20 protein-coding genes are annotated in these 15520 nt (G+C 62.3%); 11 read left to right on the top strand and 9 right to left on the bottom strand.

Annotation, left to right across the window (positions count from 1 at the left end; genetic code table 11):
• Positions 1 to 2 precede the first annotated feature (2 nt).
• The 5 genes from dprA to ruvX form a co-directional block, all read right to left on the bottom strand.
• Positions 3 to 1130: a DNA-processing protein DprA gene (gene dprA / locus AC3YMN_RS18480; RefSeq protein ID WP_489891163.1), complete on the bottom strand. Its 1128-nt coding sequence runs from the start codon at positions 1128 to 1130 to the stop codon at positions 3 to 5.
• A 3-nt stretch (positions 1131 to 1133) separates the two neighbouring features.
• On the bottom strand, positions 1134 to 1739 hold the full coding sequence (gene plsY / locus AC3YMN_RS18475; RefSeq protein ID WP_489891162.1) for a glycerol-3-phosphate 1-O-acyltransferase PlsY: 606 nt from the start codon (positions 1737 to 1739) through the stop codon (positions 1134 to 1136).
• A 69-nt stretch (positions 1740 to 1808) separates the two neighbouring features.
• Positions 1809 to 3107 (bottom strand): dihydroorotase, encoded by a 1299-nt coding sequence (gene pyrC / locus AC3YMN_RS18470; RefSeq protein WP_489891161.1) that lies wholly within the window; start codon positions 3105 to 3107, stop codon positions 1809 to 1811.
• On the bottom strand, positions 3104 to 4090 hold the full coding sequence (locus AC3YMN_RS18465; protein WP_127753176.1) for an aspartate carbamoyltransferase catalytic subunit: 987 nt from the start codon (positions 4088 to 4090) through the stop codon (positions 3104 to 3106). Before AC3YMN_RS18465 ends, pyrC begins: the two co-directional genes overlap by 4 nt.
• A gap of 68 nt (positions 4091 to 4158) precedes the next feature.
• Positions 4159 to 4623, bottom strand: a complete 465-nt coding sequence (ruvX, locus tag AC3YMN_RS18460) for a Holliday junction resolvase RuvX (RefSeq protein WP_489891160.1) — start codon at positions 4621 to 4623, stop codon at positions 4159 to 4161.
• Between the two features lie 70 nt (positions 4624 to 4693).
• Here ruvX and AC3YMN_RS18455 point away from each other — a divergent pair, with 70 nt between their 5' ends.
• From AC3YMN_RS18455 to AC3YMN_RS18410, 10 genes are all read left to right on the top strand, one after another.
• On the top strand, positions 4694 to 5224 hold the full coding sequence (locus AC3YMN_RS18455; protein ID WP_489891159.1) for a hypothetical protein: 531 nt from the start codon (positions 4694 to 4696) through the stop codon (positions 5222 to 5224).
• A gap of 98 nt (positions 5225 to 5322) precedes the next feature.
• Entirely contained in the window at positions 5323 to 5610 is a 288-nt protein-coding gene (gatC, locus tag AC3YMN_RS18450) for an Asp-tRNA(Asn)/Glu-tRNA(Gln) amidotransferase subunit GatC (RefSeq protein WP_127753173.1), read from the top strand.
• A 3-nt stretch (positions 5611 to 5613) separates the two neighbouring features.
• Positions 5614 to 6096 (top strand): GNAT family N-acetyltransferase, encoded by a 483-nt coding sequence (locus AC3YMN_RS18445; protein ID WP_489891158.1) that lies wholly within the window; start codon positions 5614 to 5616, stop codon positions 6094 to 6096.
• Positions 6093 to 6566, top strand: coding sequence for a hypothetical protein (locus AC3YMN_RS18440; protein WP_489891157.1), 474 nt, complete (start codon positions 6093 to 6095; stop codon positions 6564 to 6566). Before AC3YMN_RS18445 ends, AC3YMN_RS18440 begins: the two co-directional genes overlap by 4 nt.
• The gene (gatA, locus tag AC3YMN_RS18435; RefSeq protein WP_489891156.1) at positions 6563 to 8047 is read left to right on the top strand and encodes an Asp-tRNA(Asn)/Glu-tRNA(Gln) amidotransferase subunit GatA; all 1485 of its coding nucleotides are present in this window, start codon (positions 6563 to 6565) and stop codon (positions 8045 to 8047) included. The genes AC3YMN_RS18440 and gatA overlap by 4 nt, the downstream gene beginning before the upstream one ends.
• A gap of 100 nt (positions 8048 to 8147) precedes the next feature.
• Positions 8148 to 8465 carry a hypothetical protein gene (locus tag AC3YMN_RS18430; protein ID WP_489891155.1) on the top strand — a complete coding sequence of 106 codons (318 nt, stop codon included), beginning with the start codon at positions 8148 to 8150 and terminating at the stop codon, positions 8463 to 8465.
• A gap of 75 nt (positions 8466 to 8540) precedes the next feature.
• Positions 8541 to 8849 (top strand): chorismate mutase, encoded by a 309-nt coding sequence (locus AC3YMN_RS18425; RefSeq protein WP_172123395.1) that lies wholly within the window; start codon positions 8541 to 8543, stop codon positions 8847 to 8849.
• Positions 8850 to 8860: 11 nt separating this feature from the next.
• Positions 8861 to 9373: a GNAT family N-acetyltransferase gene (locus AC3YMN_RS18420; protein ID WP_489891154.1), complete on the top strand. Its 513-nt coding sequence runs from the start codon at positions 8861 to 8863 to the stop codon at positions 9371 to 9373.
• 106 nt (positions 9374 to 9479) lie between these two features.
• Positions 9480 to 10982 carry an Asp-tRNA(Asn)/Glu-tRNA(Gln) amidotransferase subunit GatB gene (gene gatB, locus AC3YMN_RS18415; RefSeq protein WP_489891153.1) on the top strand — a complete coding sequence of 501 codons (1503 nt, stop codon included), beginning with the start codon at positions 9480 to 9482 and terminating at the stop codon, positions 10980 to 10982.
• Complete coding sequence (locus AC3YMN_RS18410) at positions 10979 to 11512, top strand: YqhA family protein (protein WP_127753165.1); 534 nt, start codon at positions 10979 to 10981, stop codon at positions 11510 to 11512. The genes gatB and AC3YMN_RS18410 overlap by 4 nt, the downstream gene beginning before the upstream one ends.
• A 17-nt stretch (positions 11513 to 11529) precedes the next feature.
• On the opposite strand, the gene AC3YMN_RS18405 is transcribed toward AC3YMN_RS18410, so the two are convergent.
• Both AC3YMN_RS18405 and AC3YMN_RS18400 read right to left on the bottom strand, forming a co-directional pair.
• The gene (locus AC3YMN_RS18405) at positions 11530 to 11730 is read right to left on the bottom strand and encodes a hypothetical protein (protein WP_127753164.1); all 201 of its coding nucleotides are present in this window, start codon (positions 11728 to 11730) and stop codon (positions 11530 to 11532) included.
• A gap of 25 nt (positions 11731 to 11755) precedes the next feature.
• A complete protein-coding gene (locus AC3YMN_RS18400) occupies positions 11756 to 12673 on the bottom strand; it encodes a DMT family transporter (protein ID WP_489891152.1) in 918 nt (305 codons plus the stop codon).
• Positions 12674 to 12846: 173 nt separating this feature from the next.
• On the opposite strand from AC3YMN_RS18400, the gene AC3YMN_RS18395 reads away from it, so the two are divergent.
• Positions 12847 to 13758 (top strand): 5'-methylthioadenosine/S-adenosylhomocysteine nucleosidase, encoded by a 912-nt coding sequence (locus AC3YMN_RS18395; protein WP_489891151.1) that lies wholly within the window; start codon positions 12847 to 12849, stop codon positions 13756 to 13758.
• Here AC3YMN_RS18395 and purN read toward each other — a convergent pair.
• Together purN and purM are read right to left on the bottom strand one after the other, a co-directional pair.
• A complete protein-coding gene (purN, locus tag AC3YMN_RS18390; protein ID WP_489891150.1) occupies positions 13736 to 14350 on the bottom strand; it encodes a phosphoribosylglycinamide formyltransferase in 615 nt (204 codons plus the stop codon). The two genes, AC3YMN_RS18395 and purN, sit on opposite strands and share 23 nt — an antisense overlap.
• Positions 14347 to 15423: a phosphoribosylformylglycinamidine cyclo-ligase gene (purM, locus tag AC3YMN_RS18385; RefSeq protein ID WP_489891149.1), complete on the bottom strand. Its 1077-nt coding sequence runs from the start codon at positions 15421 to 15423 to the stop codon at positions 14347 to 14349. Before purM ends, purN begins: the two co-directional genes overlap by 4 nt.
• Between the last annotated feature and the right edge of the window lie 97 nt (positions 15424 to 15520).

Raw genomic sequence — 15520 nt, 5'->3', positions numbered from 1 at the left:
GGTCAGCGGTAGCGTTTAGCGACCAGCTGACCGCTCGACCACTCGATCTCGCCCGCCAGATCGAGCTCCAGCAACAGCATCTGCATCGCTGCGGCAGACAGTCCGGTTTGCCGCAGCAGTTCATCGACTTCCATCGGAGCGGTGCTCAACAAACCGCGCAAGCGATCCGCGTCACTAGGATCGGGGACGTCTAACCCAGCGCCGACCTCGTCGGGGTCCGGCTCCCATTGTCGATCAAATAGTGCTTGCCGCGACGGATCGGCCGAGCCCAGGCTTTCGATGATGTCCTCGGCATTAGTGATCAGCTTCGCCCCTTGCTGGATCAAGGCATTGCCGCCTTCGGCCCGGGGATCCAGGGGTGAACCCGGCACCGCAAAGACATCCCGGTTCTGCTCAAGCGCAAGGCGCGCCGTGATCAGGGAGCCCGAGCGTTTGGCCGCCTCCACCACGACAATGCCGAGCGACAGCCCTGACACCAGCCGATTGCGGCGCGGGAAATCGCGGGCACGAGGCTCCCAGCCGAGCGGCATCTCGGTGAGCAAGGCGCCGCCGTAGTCCAGAATGTCATGGGCGAGCGGAATGTTCTCATCGGGATAGATCTGGTCAAAGCCGCCCGCCAGGACCGCAACGGTGCCGGTTTGCAGACTTGCCCGGTGGGCCGCTGCATCAATGCCGCGGGCGAGGCCGGAAACGATCGTATAACCGCGCGCACCAAGATCGGTAGCGAGCAGGCGCGTCATCTTCACCCCCGCCGAGGAGGCGTTGCGCGCACCGACCATGCCTACGGTGCGTCGCCAATCCAGATCGGCGCCGCCCGCGAGGGTTAGCACCGGCGGCGCGCCGGCAATAAAGCCGAGATGGGGCGGATAGTCGGGATCGCAGCTGAGCACGAGATGGGCGCCGAAGCGCTGCAAGCCAGCGAGTTCGTCTTCGGCCTGCATACGGGTCGAGATGCGCGGCTGCGTTCCGGCCCGTTTGAGCAAGCCGGGCAGGGCGTCGAGCGCCGCCTCGGCTGAACCGAAGCGGCCGAGCAGTTGGCGAAAAGTGACGGGGCCGACATTGTCAGTGCGAATCAGGCGAAGCCAGGCAAGGCGCTCTTGGTCAGAAACCAGTGCAGCGCCTTTGCCCACGGATCAGACTTTCTTGGTAGAGCCGATGGTTGGCTCGGTTCCCGCCATCAGACGGGCGATGTTGGTGCGATGCTGGATAAAGAGCAGGATCACCATGACCGCCACTGCTACCGCGAGCCACTCATTGACGACGACATAGGCAAAAATCGGTCCGGTGGCGCCACTGGTGAGTGAAGCGAGGGAGGAGGTCTTGCGCGTTACGGCGATCAGCAGCCAGACCGCGCAGAAGATCAGCCCCACAGGCCAAGACAACGCCAGGAGGGCGCCGATCAGCACGGCGACACCCTTGCCGCCCTTGAAGCCCAGCCACGCCGGAAAGCAGTGCCCGATAAAGGCGCCAATCGCAGCGATCATTGCCGCGTCCTCGCCCCAAAGATAGCGAGCCAGCAAAACCGGCATGGCGCCCTTGGCGGCGTCGAGAACCAGCGTTGCGGCCGCGAGCCAGCGATTGCCAGTACGCAGCACATTGGTGGCACCGATATTGCCCGAGCCAATCGCGCGGATATCGCCAAGCCCGGCCGCGCGAGTCAGCAGTAGGCCGAACGGCACCGAGCCACAGAGATAGCCGAGCACGACGGCGTAGAGCAGGGTAAGCAGATCAGGGGCCATAACAGGTTCCGAGCGAAGGTAAGTATTGGTAGCCCCAGCCTCGCCCGTTCCACAAGGGCTCGCACATGGCTAGAGCGTCTCGGTGTGGAGATAAACCGTTTGTCCACCCACAATGGTGCGCATCACCTTGCCGGCAAGGCGCGCGCCTTCAAAGCTGGTGTTGCGCGAACGCGAGCGAATCGCGGTTTCGCTGACCTGCCAGGGATAATCGGGATCAAACAAGATCAGGTCGGCTGGTGCTCCGCGCGCAATACGCCCGGAAGGCAGGCCCAGGATTTGCGCCGGCCGGATGGTCATCGCCCGCAGCACCGTCAGGAGATCTAGCTCGCCGGAATGAACCAGCCGCAATGCAGCCGCCAGCAAGGTTTCGAGCCCGATCGCGCCATCCGAGGCTTCGGCAAAGGGCTGCCGCTTAACCTCGCTGTCCTGTGGGTCATGATCGGAATGGATGGTGTCGATCGTGCCGTTGCGCAGCGCCTCGATCATCGCTTGGCGATCATCTTCGGAGCGCAGGGGTGTTGCGAGCTTGAAAAAAGTACGGTAGCGGCCGATGTCGTTTTCGTTGAGCGCCAGATTGTTGATCGACACGCCGGCCGTCACATTGGCGTGCCGGGCCTTGGCCGCCCGGACCAGTTCGGCGGAGCTAGCAGTGGAAATCTGTGCCGCGTGGTAGCGCACGCCGGTCAAAGCGGCGAGTTGCAGGTCCCGCGCCAGGGGAATGGTTTCGGCTTCCCGCGGAATGCCCTTGAGGCCCAGAATAGTGGCGAAGAAGCCTTCGTTCATTACGCCATCGCCAACTAGCCCACGGTCCGCGAGGTGATGAACGATCGGCATGTCGTAGTTGGCGGCATAGCTCATCGCGGTGCGCAGCAGCGCGCTGGACTGGATGGAGCTGCGCCCGTCGGTCAGGCAAACGGCGCCCGCCTCCTGCAGCAGCCCGAACTCGGTGATCTCCTCGCCACGCAATCCCTTGGTGATCGCGGCAGCGGGCAAGATATTGACCTTGCTCGTGGCTTTGCCCCGGCGCAGCAGGAAATCCACCAGCGCACCGTCGTCGACCACCGGGCTGGTGTCCGGCATCATCACAAAGCTCGTGACGCCCCCTGCGGCGGCGGCCTCGCCGGCCGACTGGAGCGTTTCGCGATATTCCTTGCCAGGCTCGCCAGTGAACACACGCATATCGATGAGGCCTGGCGCCAGCACGTGGCCCGCGGCATCGATCACCTCGGCTCCGTCAGGCACACCGATGGGCCCGTCAAGCGCGAGATCGGTGATGACGCCATTCTCGACCAGCACAGCTCCGCGGGCATTTGTGCCGGAAGCCGGATCAACGAGGCGGGCGTTCTCAATCAGCAATGGGCGGTTCATCGAACGTCTCCCGCAGGCAGCAAGGCATCGAGCACTGCCATGCGCACGGCAACGCCCATTTCCACTTGGTCGGTAATCACCGAAGCGGGACCGTCTGCAATGGCTGGGTCGATCTCCACGCCCCGGTTCATCGGGCCGGGATGCATCACAATCGCGTCCGGCTTGGCATGGCTGAGCTTGTCGGCGTCCAATCCATAGAAACGGTAATATTCGCGCACCGAAGGGATCATGCGGCCATTGGCGCGCTCATGCTGCAGGCGCAGCATCATGACCACATCGGCACCTTCGAGGCCCTTGCGCATATCGGTGAACACTTCGGTTGCAAGTTGCTCGATCCCCGCAGGCAAGAGATTGCGCGGGGCAATCACCCGGGTGCGGACATTAAGCGCGCCGAGCAACAGCAGGTTGGAGCGCACAACGCGTGAATTGGCGATGTCCCCGCAGATCGCGACTGTCAGCCCATTGATACGGCCCTTATGGCGCCGGATGGTGAGCGCATCGAGCAGCGCCTGAGTGGGGTGTTCGTGGGCGCCATCACCCGCATTGATTACCGCACAACCCACTTTTTGCGAGAGAAGCTCCACCGCGCCGGCCGCCGAATGGCGCACCACGATCACATCCGGGCGCATGGCGTTGAGCGTTGTCGCGGTATCCACCAGCGTCTCGCCCTTGGATACCGAGGAGGACTTTACCGACATGTTCATCACCAGCGCGCCGAGGCGCTTGCCGGCGATCTCGAACGAGCCCTGAGTACGGGTCGAGGGTTCGAAGAACAGGTTGATCTGGGTTTTACCCGACAGGGTAGGATGCGTCTTGCGCTCCTGGCGCGAAACGGGGACCATGCGCTCGGCCCGGTCGAGCAGGTCGATGATCTCGTGCTGCTTCAGATCGGCGATGGAAAGCAGGTGACGCTGGCGAAAGGGGGGGAAGTCGCCAGCGCTGCTGCCAGCTTGCGTGACGTTGCCGCCGGTTGGTTCAGCCATGGCCTCGGATCCCCTGCAATTAGCTGCGGTCTAGCGGAGGGGTGGCGGGTGTTCAACTGTTTGTTGCTTTATCCCCGGCGCAGGCGATCGAGCGCGCCCTGGAGGATGTAGCTGGCCGCGAGTTTGTCGACCAGTTCGGCGCGCCGGTCGCGCCGCAGATCGGCGTCGATCATCATGCGGGTAACGGCGCTGGTGGACAGGCGCTCGTCCCAGAATGCAATGGGAATGCTGATCCGCGCAGCTAGATTGCGGGCGAAGGCCCGCGTCGATTGCACCCGCGGCCCTTCACTGCCATCCATGTTTAGCGGCAGGCCGAGAATGATCGCGACGGCATTATTTTGTGCGATCAACTCGTCGAGTCGCTCGGCATCTTGGGTGAACTTGGTGCGCCGAATGGTTTCGAGCGGCGTCGCCGAATAGCGCATCGCGTCTGAGACGGCCACGCCGATCGTCTTGGTGCCAAGATCAAGACACAGGAGCTTGCCGGCGGCGGGCAGACCAGCGAGGGGATTTTCTGGAAGATCGTCGCTCATGCTGCACCTCGGCTTGCTCAATGGTGCCGCTCCTATAGTTTTCCCCTGACTTTGGCGATTGGACTTTGCAATGAAACTCACCTGGTTTGGTGGTACGACGCTCCGTATTCACATTGGCGGCTTGATCCTGGTTGCCGATGCCGGTGTGGCCCCGGCCGGGATCGACGCGGCTGAGCTGGTGTCGGGGGCGGATCGGGTTTTGGGATTGGCTGCGGCGGAAGATTGCTTGCCTCAGGTTGATCTTGCCCTTTGGAAGCCCCGGCGCATCCGGCCGCTCGACGCTGGTCCCGTCGAGGCAACAATCTTGCGGGCAGGGGCGGGGCTGGTTCTCGTGCATGTGGATGGTGAGCGGCCCTTGCTGCTGGTGGCCGGGGAGTTGTTGCCGTTCGGGCGGTGGCTCGGCGATGCCGTGGTGGTGCTGTTTGGTTCGGCTGGTCAATTGGTGGCCAACGGCAGGAATCTGCTGGAGCGCCAGCCTCCGAGATTGCTTGCGCTGGCGGCTGCTGACGCTGAGCTTGATGAAGCCATTCCCGCTTTGAGAGCCCACCTGGACGACACCGCTCTGGTTGCTCTCGAGTCACGGCTGGGGCTTGAGCTCTAAAGCCGCGGCGCCTCTGCCATTGCAACTTGCCCGCCACCATTGTTAAAAGCGGCACCAGAGCGGCAAGGGCCGCATCTCCCTATTTGGAGGCATGAGCCATGTCGGTAGACGCCGCAACGGTGAAGCGTATCGGGCGCCTGGCGCGTATTCGCATCGAGGACGAGGAAGTCGCTGGCTATCAAAGCGAGCTGAACGCCATTCTCGGTTTCGTGGAACAGCTGGGCGAAGTGGATGTGTCCGGCGTCGAGCCAATGACGTCGGTGACCCCGATGCAGTTGCGCCGGCGCGACGATGCGATCACCGATGGCGGCTATCCTGAGCTGATCGTGGCCAATGCGCCGCTGTCGGAAGACAATTTCTTCATGGTCCCCAAGGTCGTGGAGTAGGCGATGGCCGTCACGATTGGCATTGAAACGCCGTTGCAGGACGATGTGCGCCGCCTTGTGGCGGCGCTCAACGATCACCTGCTGCCGCTTTCGCCAATCGAATTTCAGTTCAAGATGACCGTTGAGCAGATGGCGGGTGACGACACGACGGTTTTCGTGGCGCGCAATGCCGAAGGCGAGGCAGTGGGCTGCGGCGCGCTCAAGGTTCATTCTTCGGATCTGGGCGAGGTCAAGCGCATGTTCACGGACCCCTCCGTTCGTGGCCAGCGGGTTGGCTCGGCGCTGCTTGGCGCCATTGTCGATCTGGCGCGGCAAAAGGGGCTGAGCCAGTTGATGCTGGAAACAGGCACGGGGCCCGGCTTTGCCGAAGCGCAGCGGCTCTACCAGCGCAGCGGCTTCACCCCGCGCGGCCCGTTCCTTGATTATCCCGACAGCGAGTGGTCGGCTTTTTTTGCCATGCCGTTGCGGCAGGGAGCAGAAGCATGAGCATCCGGATCGTCAAAGGCGCCGTATTGTCAAGCGTCGTCATCCTCGCCGCGGGGACTACCCAGGCGCAGGAGATTTCCAGCGTCGACCGCACCAAGGTTTACGTGAGTGATCCCGCGGGCTGCGATGCGCTGGAAAAAGATGGTCTGGACGCCATCTCCACCCTCGGGTTTCAGGTGATGACCTTTGACGATGGCATCCAGACACTTGAGTCCAGCTGCCACTTCTTTGACATCAAAGCCAAGCCGGGCAATGCCCACCTTTTCGTGTCAGCCGTCTGTGAAAACCCGGGTGCCATTTATCCCGACACGTTGGCACTGACACCCCTCACATCCGACACCGTGCAGGTGGCCTCCTCCCATGAGGCTGCCATGAGTGCGGCCGCAACCAATGAAACCAGCTCGGAGGGAGCTTCGCCTGGCGCGACGCTTTTCCACCGCTGCGCCAATCTAAGCGAGTTACCGCGTTGACCGACCTGACCAAATTGAGCCTTACCGAAGCCAGCAAAGGGTTGAAGGCCAAGAGCTTTTCCGCCACCGAGCTGACCGGCGCGTATCTTGGCGCGATCGAGGCGGCCAATGGCGCGCTCAACGCCTATGTTGCGGTGACGGCCGAGCAGGCCACTACCATGGCCAAGGCCAGCGACGAGAAGCTTGGTAAGGGCGAGGGCGGCTCCCTCGAAGGCATTCCGCTCGGGATCAAGGACCTGTTCGCCACCAAGGGCGTCCACACTCAGGCCGCCAGCCATATTCTGGATGGGTTCAAGCCAGGCTATGAGTCGACTGTCACCAGCAATCTCTGGCGCGATGGCGCCGTGATGCTGGGCAAGCTCAACATGGACGAGTTTGCCATGGGATCGTCCAACGAGACCTCCTACTACGGCCCTGTTGTCAGCCCGTTCCGCTCTGAAGGCTCCAATGCTCAGCTGGTGCCCGGCGGCTCCTCGGGTGGTTCGGCCGCCGCTGTGGCGGCATGGCTCTGCGCTGGGGCAACCGCCACTGATACCGGCGGCTCGATCCGCCAGCCGGCGGCGTTCACCGGCACAGTGGGCATCAAGCCGACCTATGGCCGTTGCTCGCGTTGGGGCACCGTCGCCTTTGCCTCCTCGCTCGACCAGGCCGGCCCGATCGCTCGCACTGTGGAGGATTCAGCGCTGATGCTGCGCTCCATGGCGGGCTTTGATCCAAAGGATTCCACCAGTGTCGACCTGCCGGTGCCAGACTTCGCGGCGGCGGTTGAGCGTGGCGTAAAGGGCCTTTGCATCGGTGTTCCCAAGGAATACCGCATGGAAGGGATGCCCGCCGAGATTGAAAAGCTCTGGGAGCAGGGGCTGGCATGGCTGCGCGCTGAAGGCGCTACGGTAAAGGATATCTCGCTGCCGCATACCAAATACGCGCTGCCGGCTTATTACATCGTGGCTCCGGCCGAAGCGTCCTCGAACCTGGCGCGCTATGACGGCGTCAAATTCGGGCTGCGGGTGAGCGGCAAGGACATCACCGACATGTATGAGTTGACGCGCGCCGCCGGCTTTGGCCGCGAGGTGAAGCGTCGCATCATGATCGGCACCTATGTGCTGAGCGCCGGCTATTTCGATGCCTATTACGTCAAGGCGCAAAAGGTGCGTACCTTGATCAAGAAGGATTTCGAGGACGCTTTCGCCGCCGGCGTTGACGCCATCCTTACCCCGGCAACGCCGTCGGCGTCCTTCGGCATTGGCGACGAGACCCTCGCCGCCGATCCGGTGAAAATGTACCTCAACGACGTCTTCACCGTGACCGTGAACATGGCGGGCCTGCCGGGCATTGCGGTGCCGGCGGGCAAGGACGGGCAGGGGCTCCCGCTGGGGCTGCAACTGGTCGGCAAGCCCTTTGACGAGGAAACCCTCTTTGCAGCCGCTCGGGTGATCGAGCGCAGCGCGGCGACCGATTTCTCACCGAAGCCCTGGTGGTGAGCCAGAGCCGGTCTCTTGAACCGGCTTCGGCAAGGGTCTATTTCAGCCCTTGCGTATTTGGCCGTCCTTCGGGACGGCCCGTTTCTTTTCGGAAAGTCATATGTCCGTGGATATCTTCACCTCGCTCGATTGGTCCGAGCCGCCCAAAGACATGAGCAAGCCGCTGCAAGCGTTGTGGTGGCTCAAGAAGGGTGAGTTCCGTGTCGGCCCCGAGTGGGAGCAGGCCCACACCATCGTTCAGGCCATGGAAGGTGTGCAGGCATTTGATTGGGTGCATGCGCTGATGCACTGGATCGAAGCCGATATGGGCAATGCCGACTATTGGTACCGCCGGGCCGGCAAGCGCCGCGCCACCGCCAGCGTCGCGCAGGAATGGGAACATATCGCCGCGGCGCTCAGCGACGTTACCCGGCACTAGGCGGGCACCAGCGGTTGCCTTTGCCGGCAGGTCGGTGCAAACCAGCACTGAGTTTTGCACCAATGGACCTTTGCCGTGACCACCGCGCCCGCCGACTGCCAGACCAAAGATGATGTCCGTGCCGAAATCGACCGGATCGACCAGGCGCTCCTGCACCTCTTCGCGGAGCGGCATCGCTATGTCACCCGCATGGCCGAGATCAAGACCGACCCGCACGAGGCGCGCGACCCCGTCCGCATCGAGGCAGTGATCGCCAAGGTGCGCGAGCGTAGTTTGGCTCTTGATCTTGACGAGGATCAGGCCGAACTTGTGTGGCGAACCCTGATCGATTGGAACATCAATTACGAGAAGGGCATCATCACGGCGCGGCGGCGCGCCCTTTAGGAGAGTGTGTCATGCGCAGTGTCCTGATCCGCAATGCCGAACCCGGTGACGCACGCATTCTGGCCGACATCGCCTACCGCTCCTGGACAAAGGGCATTTTGCCGCTGCTAACCGAAACACCCGGCATGCGCGACGCCGAGCAGCACCGGCTTCGGCGCGCCGTGGCCGAAACGCTCGCGCGCATCATTGTGGCCGAACAGGATGGCATGCCTGTCGGCTGGTGTTCGCGCTCCGCCCGGCGCGCTTATATCCCGTTCCTGTTTGTGGCTCCGGAAAGCCAAGGCCAGGGCATCGGCTCCATGCTGTTGCGGCGCATGGAGTCGGTGCTGGAACTGTTCGGCGCCAGTCGGGTGCAGCTCGAAACCCCGGCAGACCATATCCGCGCGGTCCGCTTTTATGAACGGCAGGGCTACCGCATCCTCGCCATGCGTCCCGATGGCCGCGCCCATCATGAGCCGTTCATGAGCGTTCATCTCGAAAAGAAATTACACCCATTCGCGGGCGATCTCGACGACGAGGATTGAGCTCGGCCGCCGGAACTGACCAGATCGGGCAAAGAGGCGTTGCATCGCGCGCCGCTGGTCAGTAAGCACTGGGTCGTGTTCCCGCATGCCGTTCAGAGAGCTCACTTTGACCCTTATCGACACCCGTACGCCCGATCCGAAGCGCTTTATTTCCGGCTCCACTGGAGACTGGGAAGTGATCATCGGCATGGAAGTGCATGCGCAGGTGACCTCCGAAAGCAAGCTGTTTTCCGGCTCCTCGACCGCCTTCGGCAATCCGCCCAACAGCAATGTTTCGTTCGTGGACGCAGCCATGCCCGGCATGCTGCCGACCATCAACGAGGAATGCGTGCGCCAGGCTGTGCGGACCGGCCTCGGGCTTAAGGCCGTCATCAACAAGCGGTCCGTTTTTGACCGCAAGAACTATTTTTATCCCGATCTGCCGCAGGGCTATCAGATCAGCCAGTTCAAGGACCCCATTGTCGGCGAGGGCAAGGTACTGCTCGACATGGGCGACGAGACCATCGAGATCGGCATCGAGCGGCTCCACCTGGAGCAGGACGCGGGCAAGTCCATCCATGACCAGCATCCATCCATGAGCTTTGTGGACCTCAACCGCTCCGGCGTGGCGCTGATGGAGATCGTCTCCAAGCCGGACCTGCGCTCGGCTGACGAGGCTAAGGCTTATCTGTCCAAACTCCGCACGATTCTGCGTTATCTCGGCACCTGCGACGGCAATATGGAGCAGGGCTCCATGCGTGCCGACGTCAACGTGTCGGTGCGACGCCCCGGGGGTGAGTTCGGCACGCGCTGCGAAATCAAGAACGTCAACTCCGTGCGCTTTGCCGGTCAGGCCATCGAATACGAAGCGCGTCGGCAGATCGATATCCTTGAAGACGGCGGCTCGATCGACCAGGAAACCCGCCTGTTCGATCCTAAGCTCGGCGAAACCCGGTCCATGCGTTCCAAGGAAGAAGCGCATGACTACCGCTACTTCCCCGATCCCGACCTGCTGCCGCTGGAGTTTGACGACGCCTTCGTGGCGGCGCTGGCGGAAAACCTGCCCGAACTGCCGGACGAGAAGAAGGCCCGCTTTGTCCGCGACTATGGCGTGACGCCCTACGACGCCATGGTGTTGACGCTGGATCGCGAGACGGCCGATTACTTCGAGGCCGTTGTGGCCCATGGGGGTAGCAAGCGCGACGGCAAGGCTGTCGCCAATTTGCTCAACGCCGATGTTGCCGCCTATGCCAATAGCCAGGGGCTTGCGGTTTGGGAAACCCATCTGCAGCCAGCTCAGATCGCGGGGATTGTTGACCTTGTGGCCGCCGGCACGATCTCCAGTAAGATCGCCAAGGATTTGCTGCAGATCATCATTGCTGAGGAGCCGGAGGGCGAACCTGCCGAGATCGTCGAGCGGCGCGACATGAAGCAGGTCACCGACCTCGGCGCCATCGAGAAGGTCGTCGACGAGATCATCGCCGCCAACCCCGATCAGGTCGCCAAGGTTCAGGCCAAGCCCACCATGATTGGCTGGTTCGTTGGCCAGGCGATGAAGGCATCGGGCGGCAAGGCTAACCCGCAGGCCCTGAACGAATTGATGAAGCGCAAGCTCGGCCTCGAAGAGTGAGCGAGCCCGCCGAAGACAAGGAAGCCCCAAAGCAGTTGCTGGATCACGGTATGGGGCCGTGGCTGATGCGCGTCATCGGCGCGCTGGTCAGCCGCATCATCATCCTGCCGGTGCTAGCCACAATGGCGGCTTCAATGGCGTTGATGATCTATGGCGTCGCCGAAACTTGGCACTTCATCCGCGAGCTGTTCTTCGCCGACCATCCCGTAAGCAAGGACGAGGCACTGCTGCACGCCATCGAGCTGGTTGATCTTTTCTTGCTCGCGACGGTGGTGCAGGTGGTTTCGCTCGGCCTTTATCAGCTCTACTTCAACCAAGATCTGGCCTTGCCACGTTGGCTCAAGATCAGCAATCTCGATGATCTAAAGTCAAAGCTGGTGGGCGTGGCCATCACCGTGCTGGCGGTTTATTTTCTCGGGCGCGCGGTGACCTGGAGCAGCGGACCGGACATCGTTTATCTGGGTGCCGCAACAGCGGTCGTGATCGGCGCGCTCACCTATTTCCTCAGCAAGATCGACGGCCACGACTAAACGGGGCCGTCGCTAAGTCACGGATTGATGTCGTGACCTGGCTCGGGGGGAAGTTCCGGCTGGTAGTCTGGCTGCGGATCTTCCACCGGCACGTTGCCCGGAATTTCGGATGGGTCTGGAGTGGGGAAGCTCACCGGCATCGGCGGCGGCGGAACAGGCTGCGGCACGATCTCGGGCGTTTCCGCGGGATCGATCTCTGGATTGGGTGGAATGGGCATGCCTGCCTCCTCGTTGGGACCTATCTCAACGGGGGGATACGACCTCAGTTCCGGACACTGGCTTGCGCCAGATTTTGAGAATGCGACCGTCGATCAGCAACAAGCCTAAAAACACCACGCCCATGCCCAGCAGGTGAATGGGCAGAATGGATTCTCCCAGCAGCGACACCCCGAGCAAGACCGCGACGACCGGGGTGACAAAGGTGTTGGAGGCGAAGTTGGTGGTGCCAACGCGCGGCAGCAGCCGATACATCAGCTGGAACGCCAAGGCGGTGCAGAAAACGCCGATGGCGATCCAGGCCGCCCAGGTTTCGATCCGCTCGATGTGTGGCACCCCTTCAACCCAAAGCGCAACTGGCACTGAAGTCAACGCCGCGCCAGAGATGGCAATGGTGGCGATGGTCGTGGGCTCGATCGCCTTGAAGCTTCGCGCGACATTGAGCGTGATGGCGTAGAGCATCACGGCGGCAAAGCAGACGGCAATGGCCCAAAGCTCGCCATGCTCATTGCCGGCCGCCAGGGATGGTGAAGCCAGCAATGCCGCACCGGTAAACCCCGCAACCACGCCGGCAGCCTTGTGGCGCTTTATTTTTTCGCCGCCGGGCCAATAATGCGAGACCAGTACGGTAACCACCGGGAGCAGGGCATTGATGATCGCAGCAAGCCCGCTCGGAATGTGGGCCTGGCTGATGGGGAAAAGCGTAAACGGCACCGCATAGCTGAACACGCCGAGGAGGCCGAGCTTGAGATACAGCATCGGATCACGGGGCAGGGGCTTGCGAAGGGCGAAAAACAATAACCAGCTGACCAGCGCGGCGATGGTCACCCGGCCTGCGGCCACGGTGATTGGCCCCAGTTCACGGATCAGCACAGCATTGAACAGGAACGAGGTGCCCCAGATGCTTCCGATAAAAATGATGAGCGCCCAGTAGCGTGCCGACATGTGATTCTTTCCCAGGAAGCGGCGACGCTAGGCCTGTCGCCAGCAAAGGTCGAACCGATTTTGACGATGGCAAGCATCAATGCACGTGATGAGCGGATGGCTCCTATGCGCCATTGCAGTTGCATGCGTTGAGAGGGCTGCTAGCCTTCACCGGTAAACTTCTGAGGGCTCTTATGCACAAACTTGGTCTTGCCGTTTCTGCTCTTCTGCTCGCCACCGCCGCGCCCGCGGTCCTGGCGGCGGAAACTCTGGATACCACGCCGCGCATCGCGGTGATGTCGGCCTTTGGCCCCGAATGGATTGCGCTGCAGGAAGCCCTCAGCGAACGCAAGGATTACACGGTCAATGGCACCACCTTTGCAACCGGGGTGATTGAGGGCAAGCCGGTGGTGCTGTTCTTGACCGGGGTCAGCATGGTCAATGCGGCGATGACCTCGCAGCTGGCGCTGGACCACTTCAACATCGAAAGCATCGTGTTTTCCGGAATAGCGGGTGGCGTTAATCCCGAGCGCCATATCGGGGATGTGATTGTGCCGGCGCAGTGGGGCCAGTATCTCGAGGTCATCATGGCGCGCGAAGTGGATGGGAAGTTCACGCCGCCCTCATTCATGGACGCGCCCCATCCCTCATTCGGCATGATGTTCCCGCAGACCGTGGATATCGCCCGCCAGGGTGGCAAGCCCGAGGAAAAGTTCTGGTTTGCCGCCGATGCGGAGCTGTTGGCGGTCGCCGAGAAGGTTGCAGCTGAGATCAAGCTGGAGGATTGTTCGGCAGAAAACGCCTGCCTCACCACCACGCCGAGCATTCATGTTGGTGGCAATGGCGTTTCGGGCGCGGCCTTTGTGGACAATGCAGAACTGCGTGAATATGCCTTTGGGACCTTCGAGGCGCAGGTGCTCGACATGGAAAGCGCCGCCGTAGCGCATGTGGCCTATGCCAATGATGTGCCCTTCATCGCGTTCCGCTCGCTGTCAGATCTGGCGGGTGGCGGCGAAGGCGAAAACCAGATGGGCACCTTCATGGGCCTGGCGTCCAACAATTCGGCTGCCGTCGTAACCGCCTTTATTGCAGCACTGCCGGAGTAAGGCTGCCCAAGGATCCGAACTCTCCAGAGGCGAGCTGCCGCACCGCCTCTGGATAAAGCCGGTGCTCTTCGACAAGCACCCGCGCGGCAAGGCTGTCGGGCGTATCGCCCGGCAGCACCGGCACTTCAGCTTGCAAGATGGCGGGCCCTTCGTCCAAGCCCGGGGTGACAAAATGAACGGTGCAGCCATGGCGGGTGGCGCCATCGGCTAGTGCCCGGGCATGCGTGTCCAACCCCTTGTAGAGCGGCAGCAGGGAAGGATGGATGTTGATCAGGCGCCCGTGCCAGCGATTGACAAAATCTTCGCCCAAAACGCGCATGAAGCCGGCAAGGCAGACCAGCTCTGTGTCCCAGCTTTCAAGGACCTGGGTCAGAACGTCCTCGAACATGTCCCGGCTTGGAAACTTGCTTTGTGCAAGGCTCGCCGTCGCGATCCCTTCAGCCGCAGCCAGGGCCAGTCCTTCGGCCGCGGCCCGATTGGAGACCACGCCGACAATTTCGGCGGGGTAGTCGGGAGCCTTTGCCGCCTCGATCAGCGCCGCCATGGTGGAGCCACGGCCCGAGATCAAAATGGCAGTGCGCGTGCGGCTCACAGCGAGAGCCTGCCCTCGAAGGTCACCGCCTGGCCGGTGCGTTGCACGAGTTCGCCAACGATTGCTGCCGTTTCCCCAGCATCGTTGAGGTGCTCCACCAGGGTAGCGGCCTCGTCTGTGCCAACCGCGATCAGCATGCCAACGCCGCAGTTGAAGGTGCGCAGCATTTCGGCTTCAGCGAGACCGCCCGTGTGGGCCAGCCAGCCAAAAACCTTGGGCACGGTAATGGCTCCGAGATTCACATGCGCCGCCAGATGATCGGGCAAGACGCGGGGGATGTTGTCGATAAAGCCGCCGCCTGTGATATGGGCCAGGGCCTTGATGCCGATCCCGGCTTTCAGCGCCGCGAGAATGGGCTTCACATAGATGCGGGTAGGGGTCAGCAATGCATCGGCAAGGGACTGACCGGGCGCAAATGGCGCATCCATGAACCAGTCATTGCCCGAGAGCTCCACGATCTTGCGCACCAGCGAATAACCGTTCGAGTGCACGCCCGAGGAGGCTATCGCAACCAGCGTATCGCCTGGCGCGAGATCGGCTCGCGGCAGCAGGGTCCCGCGTTCGGCAGCGCCCACGGCAAAGCCGGCCAAATCATAGTCCTTGCCGTGGTACATGCCCGGCATTTCCGCGGTTTCCCCGCCGATCAGGGCACAGCCGGCTTGGCGGCAGCCCTCGGCGATCCCCTCAACGATCGCGGTTCCCTGCTCAACATCAAGCGCGCCGGTGGCGAAGTAATCCAGAAAGAACAACGGCTCGGCGCCCTGAACGACAATGTCGTTGACGCACATCGCAACAAGATCGATGCCGATGCTGTCGTGCTTGCCAGCTTCAATGGCGATCCGCAGCTTGGTGCCGACGCCATCATTGGCCGCCACCAGGACGGGGTCGGTGAAGCCAGCAGCCTTGAGGTCGAACAGGCCCCCAAACCCACCGATCTCGCCATCGGCGCCCGCCCGCCGCGTAGAGCGTACGGCGGGCTTGATCGCATCGACAAGGGCGTTGCCCGCATCGATGTCGACGCCGGCCTGCTTGTATGAAAGACCGTTTGGTGGCAGGTTTTGGGGGTCGGACATGGGCCTCAGTGCCAATTGGGGAAACCGTGCGCAATGCCGCAGGCTAGAGACCAGGGCAGTTGCCATTTCCGGAGGGGGCCGGTAGAGGGCCTGATAG

This window comes from Devosia sp. Z11_6, assembly GCF_058133665.1.
This window is presented reverse-complemented; position numbering and strand designations above follow the sequence as displayed.

What these genes read in the sequence shown, in the direction of transcription:
- plsY (WP_489891162.1), bottom strand. Translation starts at nt 1,739, where the DNA reads ATGGCCCCTGATCTGCTTACCCTGCTCTACGCCGTCGTGCTCGGCTAT.
- pyrC (WP_489891161.1), bottom strand. Translation starts at nt 3,107, where the DNA reads ATGAACCGCCCATTGCTGATTGAGAACGCCCGCCTCGTTGATCCGGCT.
- AC3YMN_RS18465 (WP_127753176.1), bottom strand. Translation starts at nt 4,090, where the DNA reads ATGGCTGAACCAACCGGCGGCAACGTCACGCAAGCTGGCAGCAGCGCT.
- ruvX (WP_489891160.1), bottom strand. Translation starts at nt 4,623, where the DNA reads ATGAGCGACGATCTTCCAGAAAATCCCCTCGCTGGTCTGCCCGCCGCC.
- AC3YMN_RS18455 (WP_489891159.1), top strand. Translation starts at nt 4,694, where the DNA reads ATGAAACTCACCTGGTTTGGTGGTACGACGCTCCGTATTCACATTGGC.
- gatC (WP_127753173.1), top strand. Translation starts at nt 5,323, where the DNA reads ATGTCGGTAGACGCCGCAACGGTGAAGCGTATCGGGCGCCTGGCGCGT.
- AC3YMN_RS18445 (WP_489891158.1), top strand. Translation starts at nt 5,614, where the DNA reads ATGGCCGTCACGATTGGCATTGAAACGCCGTTGCAGGACGATGTGCGC.
- AC3YMN_RS18440 (WP_489891157.1), top strand. Translation starts at nt 6,093, where the DNA reads ATGAGCATCCGGATCGTCAAAGGCGCCGTATTGTCAAGCGTCGTCATC.
- AC3YMN_RS18430 (WP_489891155.1), top strand. Translation starts at nt 8,148, where the DNA reads ATGTCCGTGGATATCTTCACCTCGCTCGATTGGTCCGAGCCGCCCAAA.
- AC3YMN_RS18420 (WP_489891154.1), top strand. Translation starts at nt 8,861, where the DNA reads ATGCGCAGTGTCCTGATCCGCAATGCCGAACCCGGTGACGCACGCATT.
- AC3YMN_RS18405 (WP_127753164.1), bottom strand. Translation starts at nt 11,730, where the DNA reads ATGCCCATTCCACCCAATCCAGAGATCGATCCCGCGGAAACGCCCGAG.
- AC3YMN_RS18400 (WP_489891152.1), bottom strand. Translation starts at nt 12,673, where the DNA reads ATGTCGGCACGCTACTGGGCGCTCATCATTTTTATCGGAAGCATCTGG.
- AC3YMN_RS18395 (WP_489891151.1), top strand. Translation starts at nt 12,847, where the DNA reads ATGCACAAACTTGGTCTTGCCGTTTCTGCTCTTCTGCTCGCCACCGCC.
- purM (WP_489891149.1), bottom strand. Translation starts at nt 15,423, where the DNA reads ATGTCCGACCCCCAAAACCTGCCACCAAACGGTCTTTCATACAAGCAG.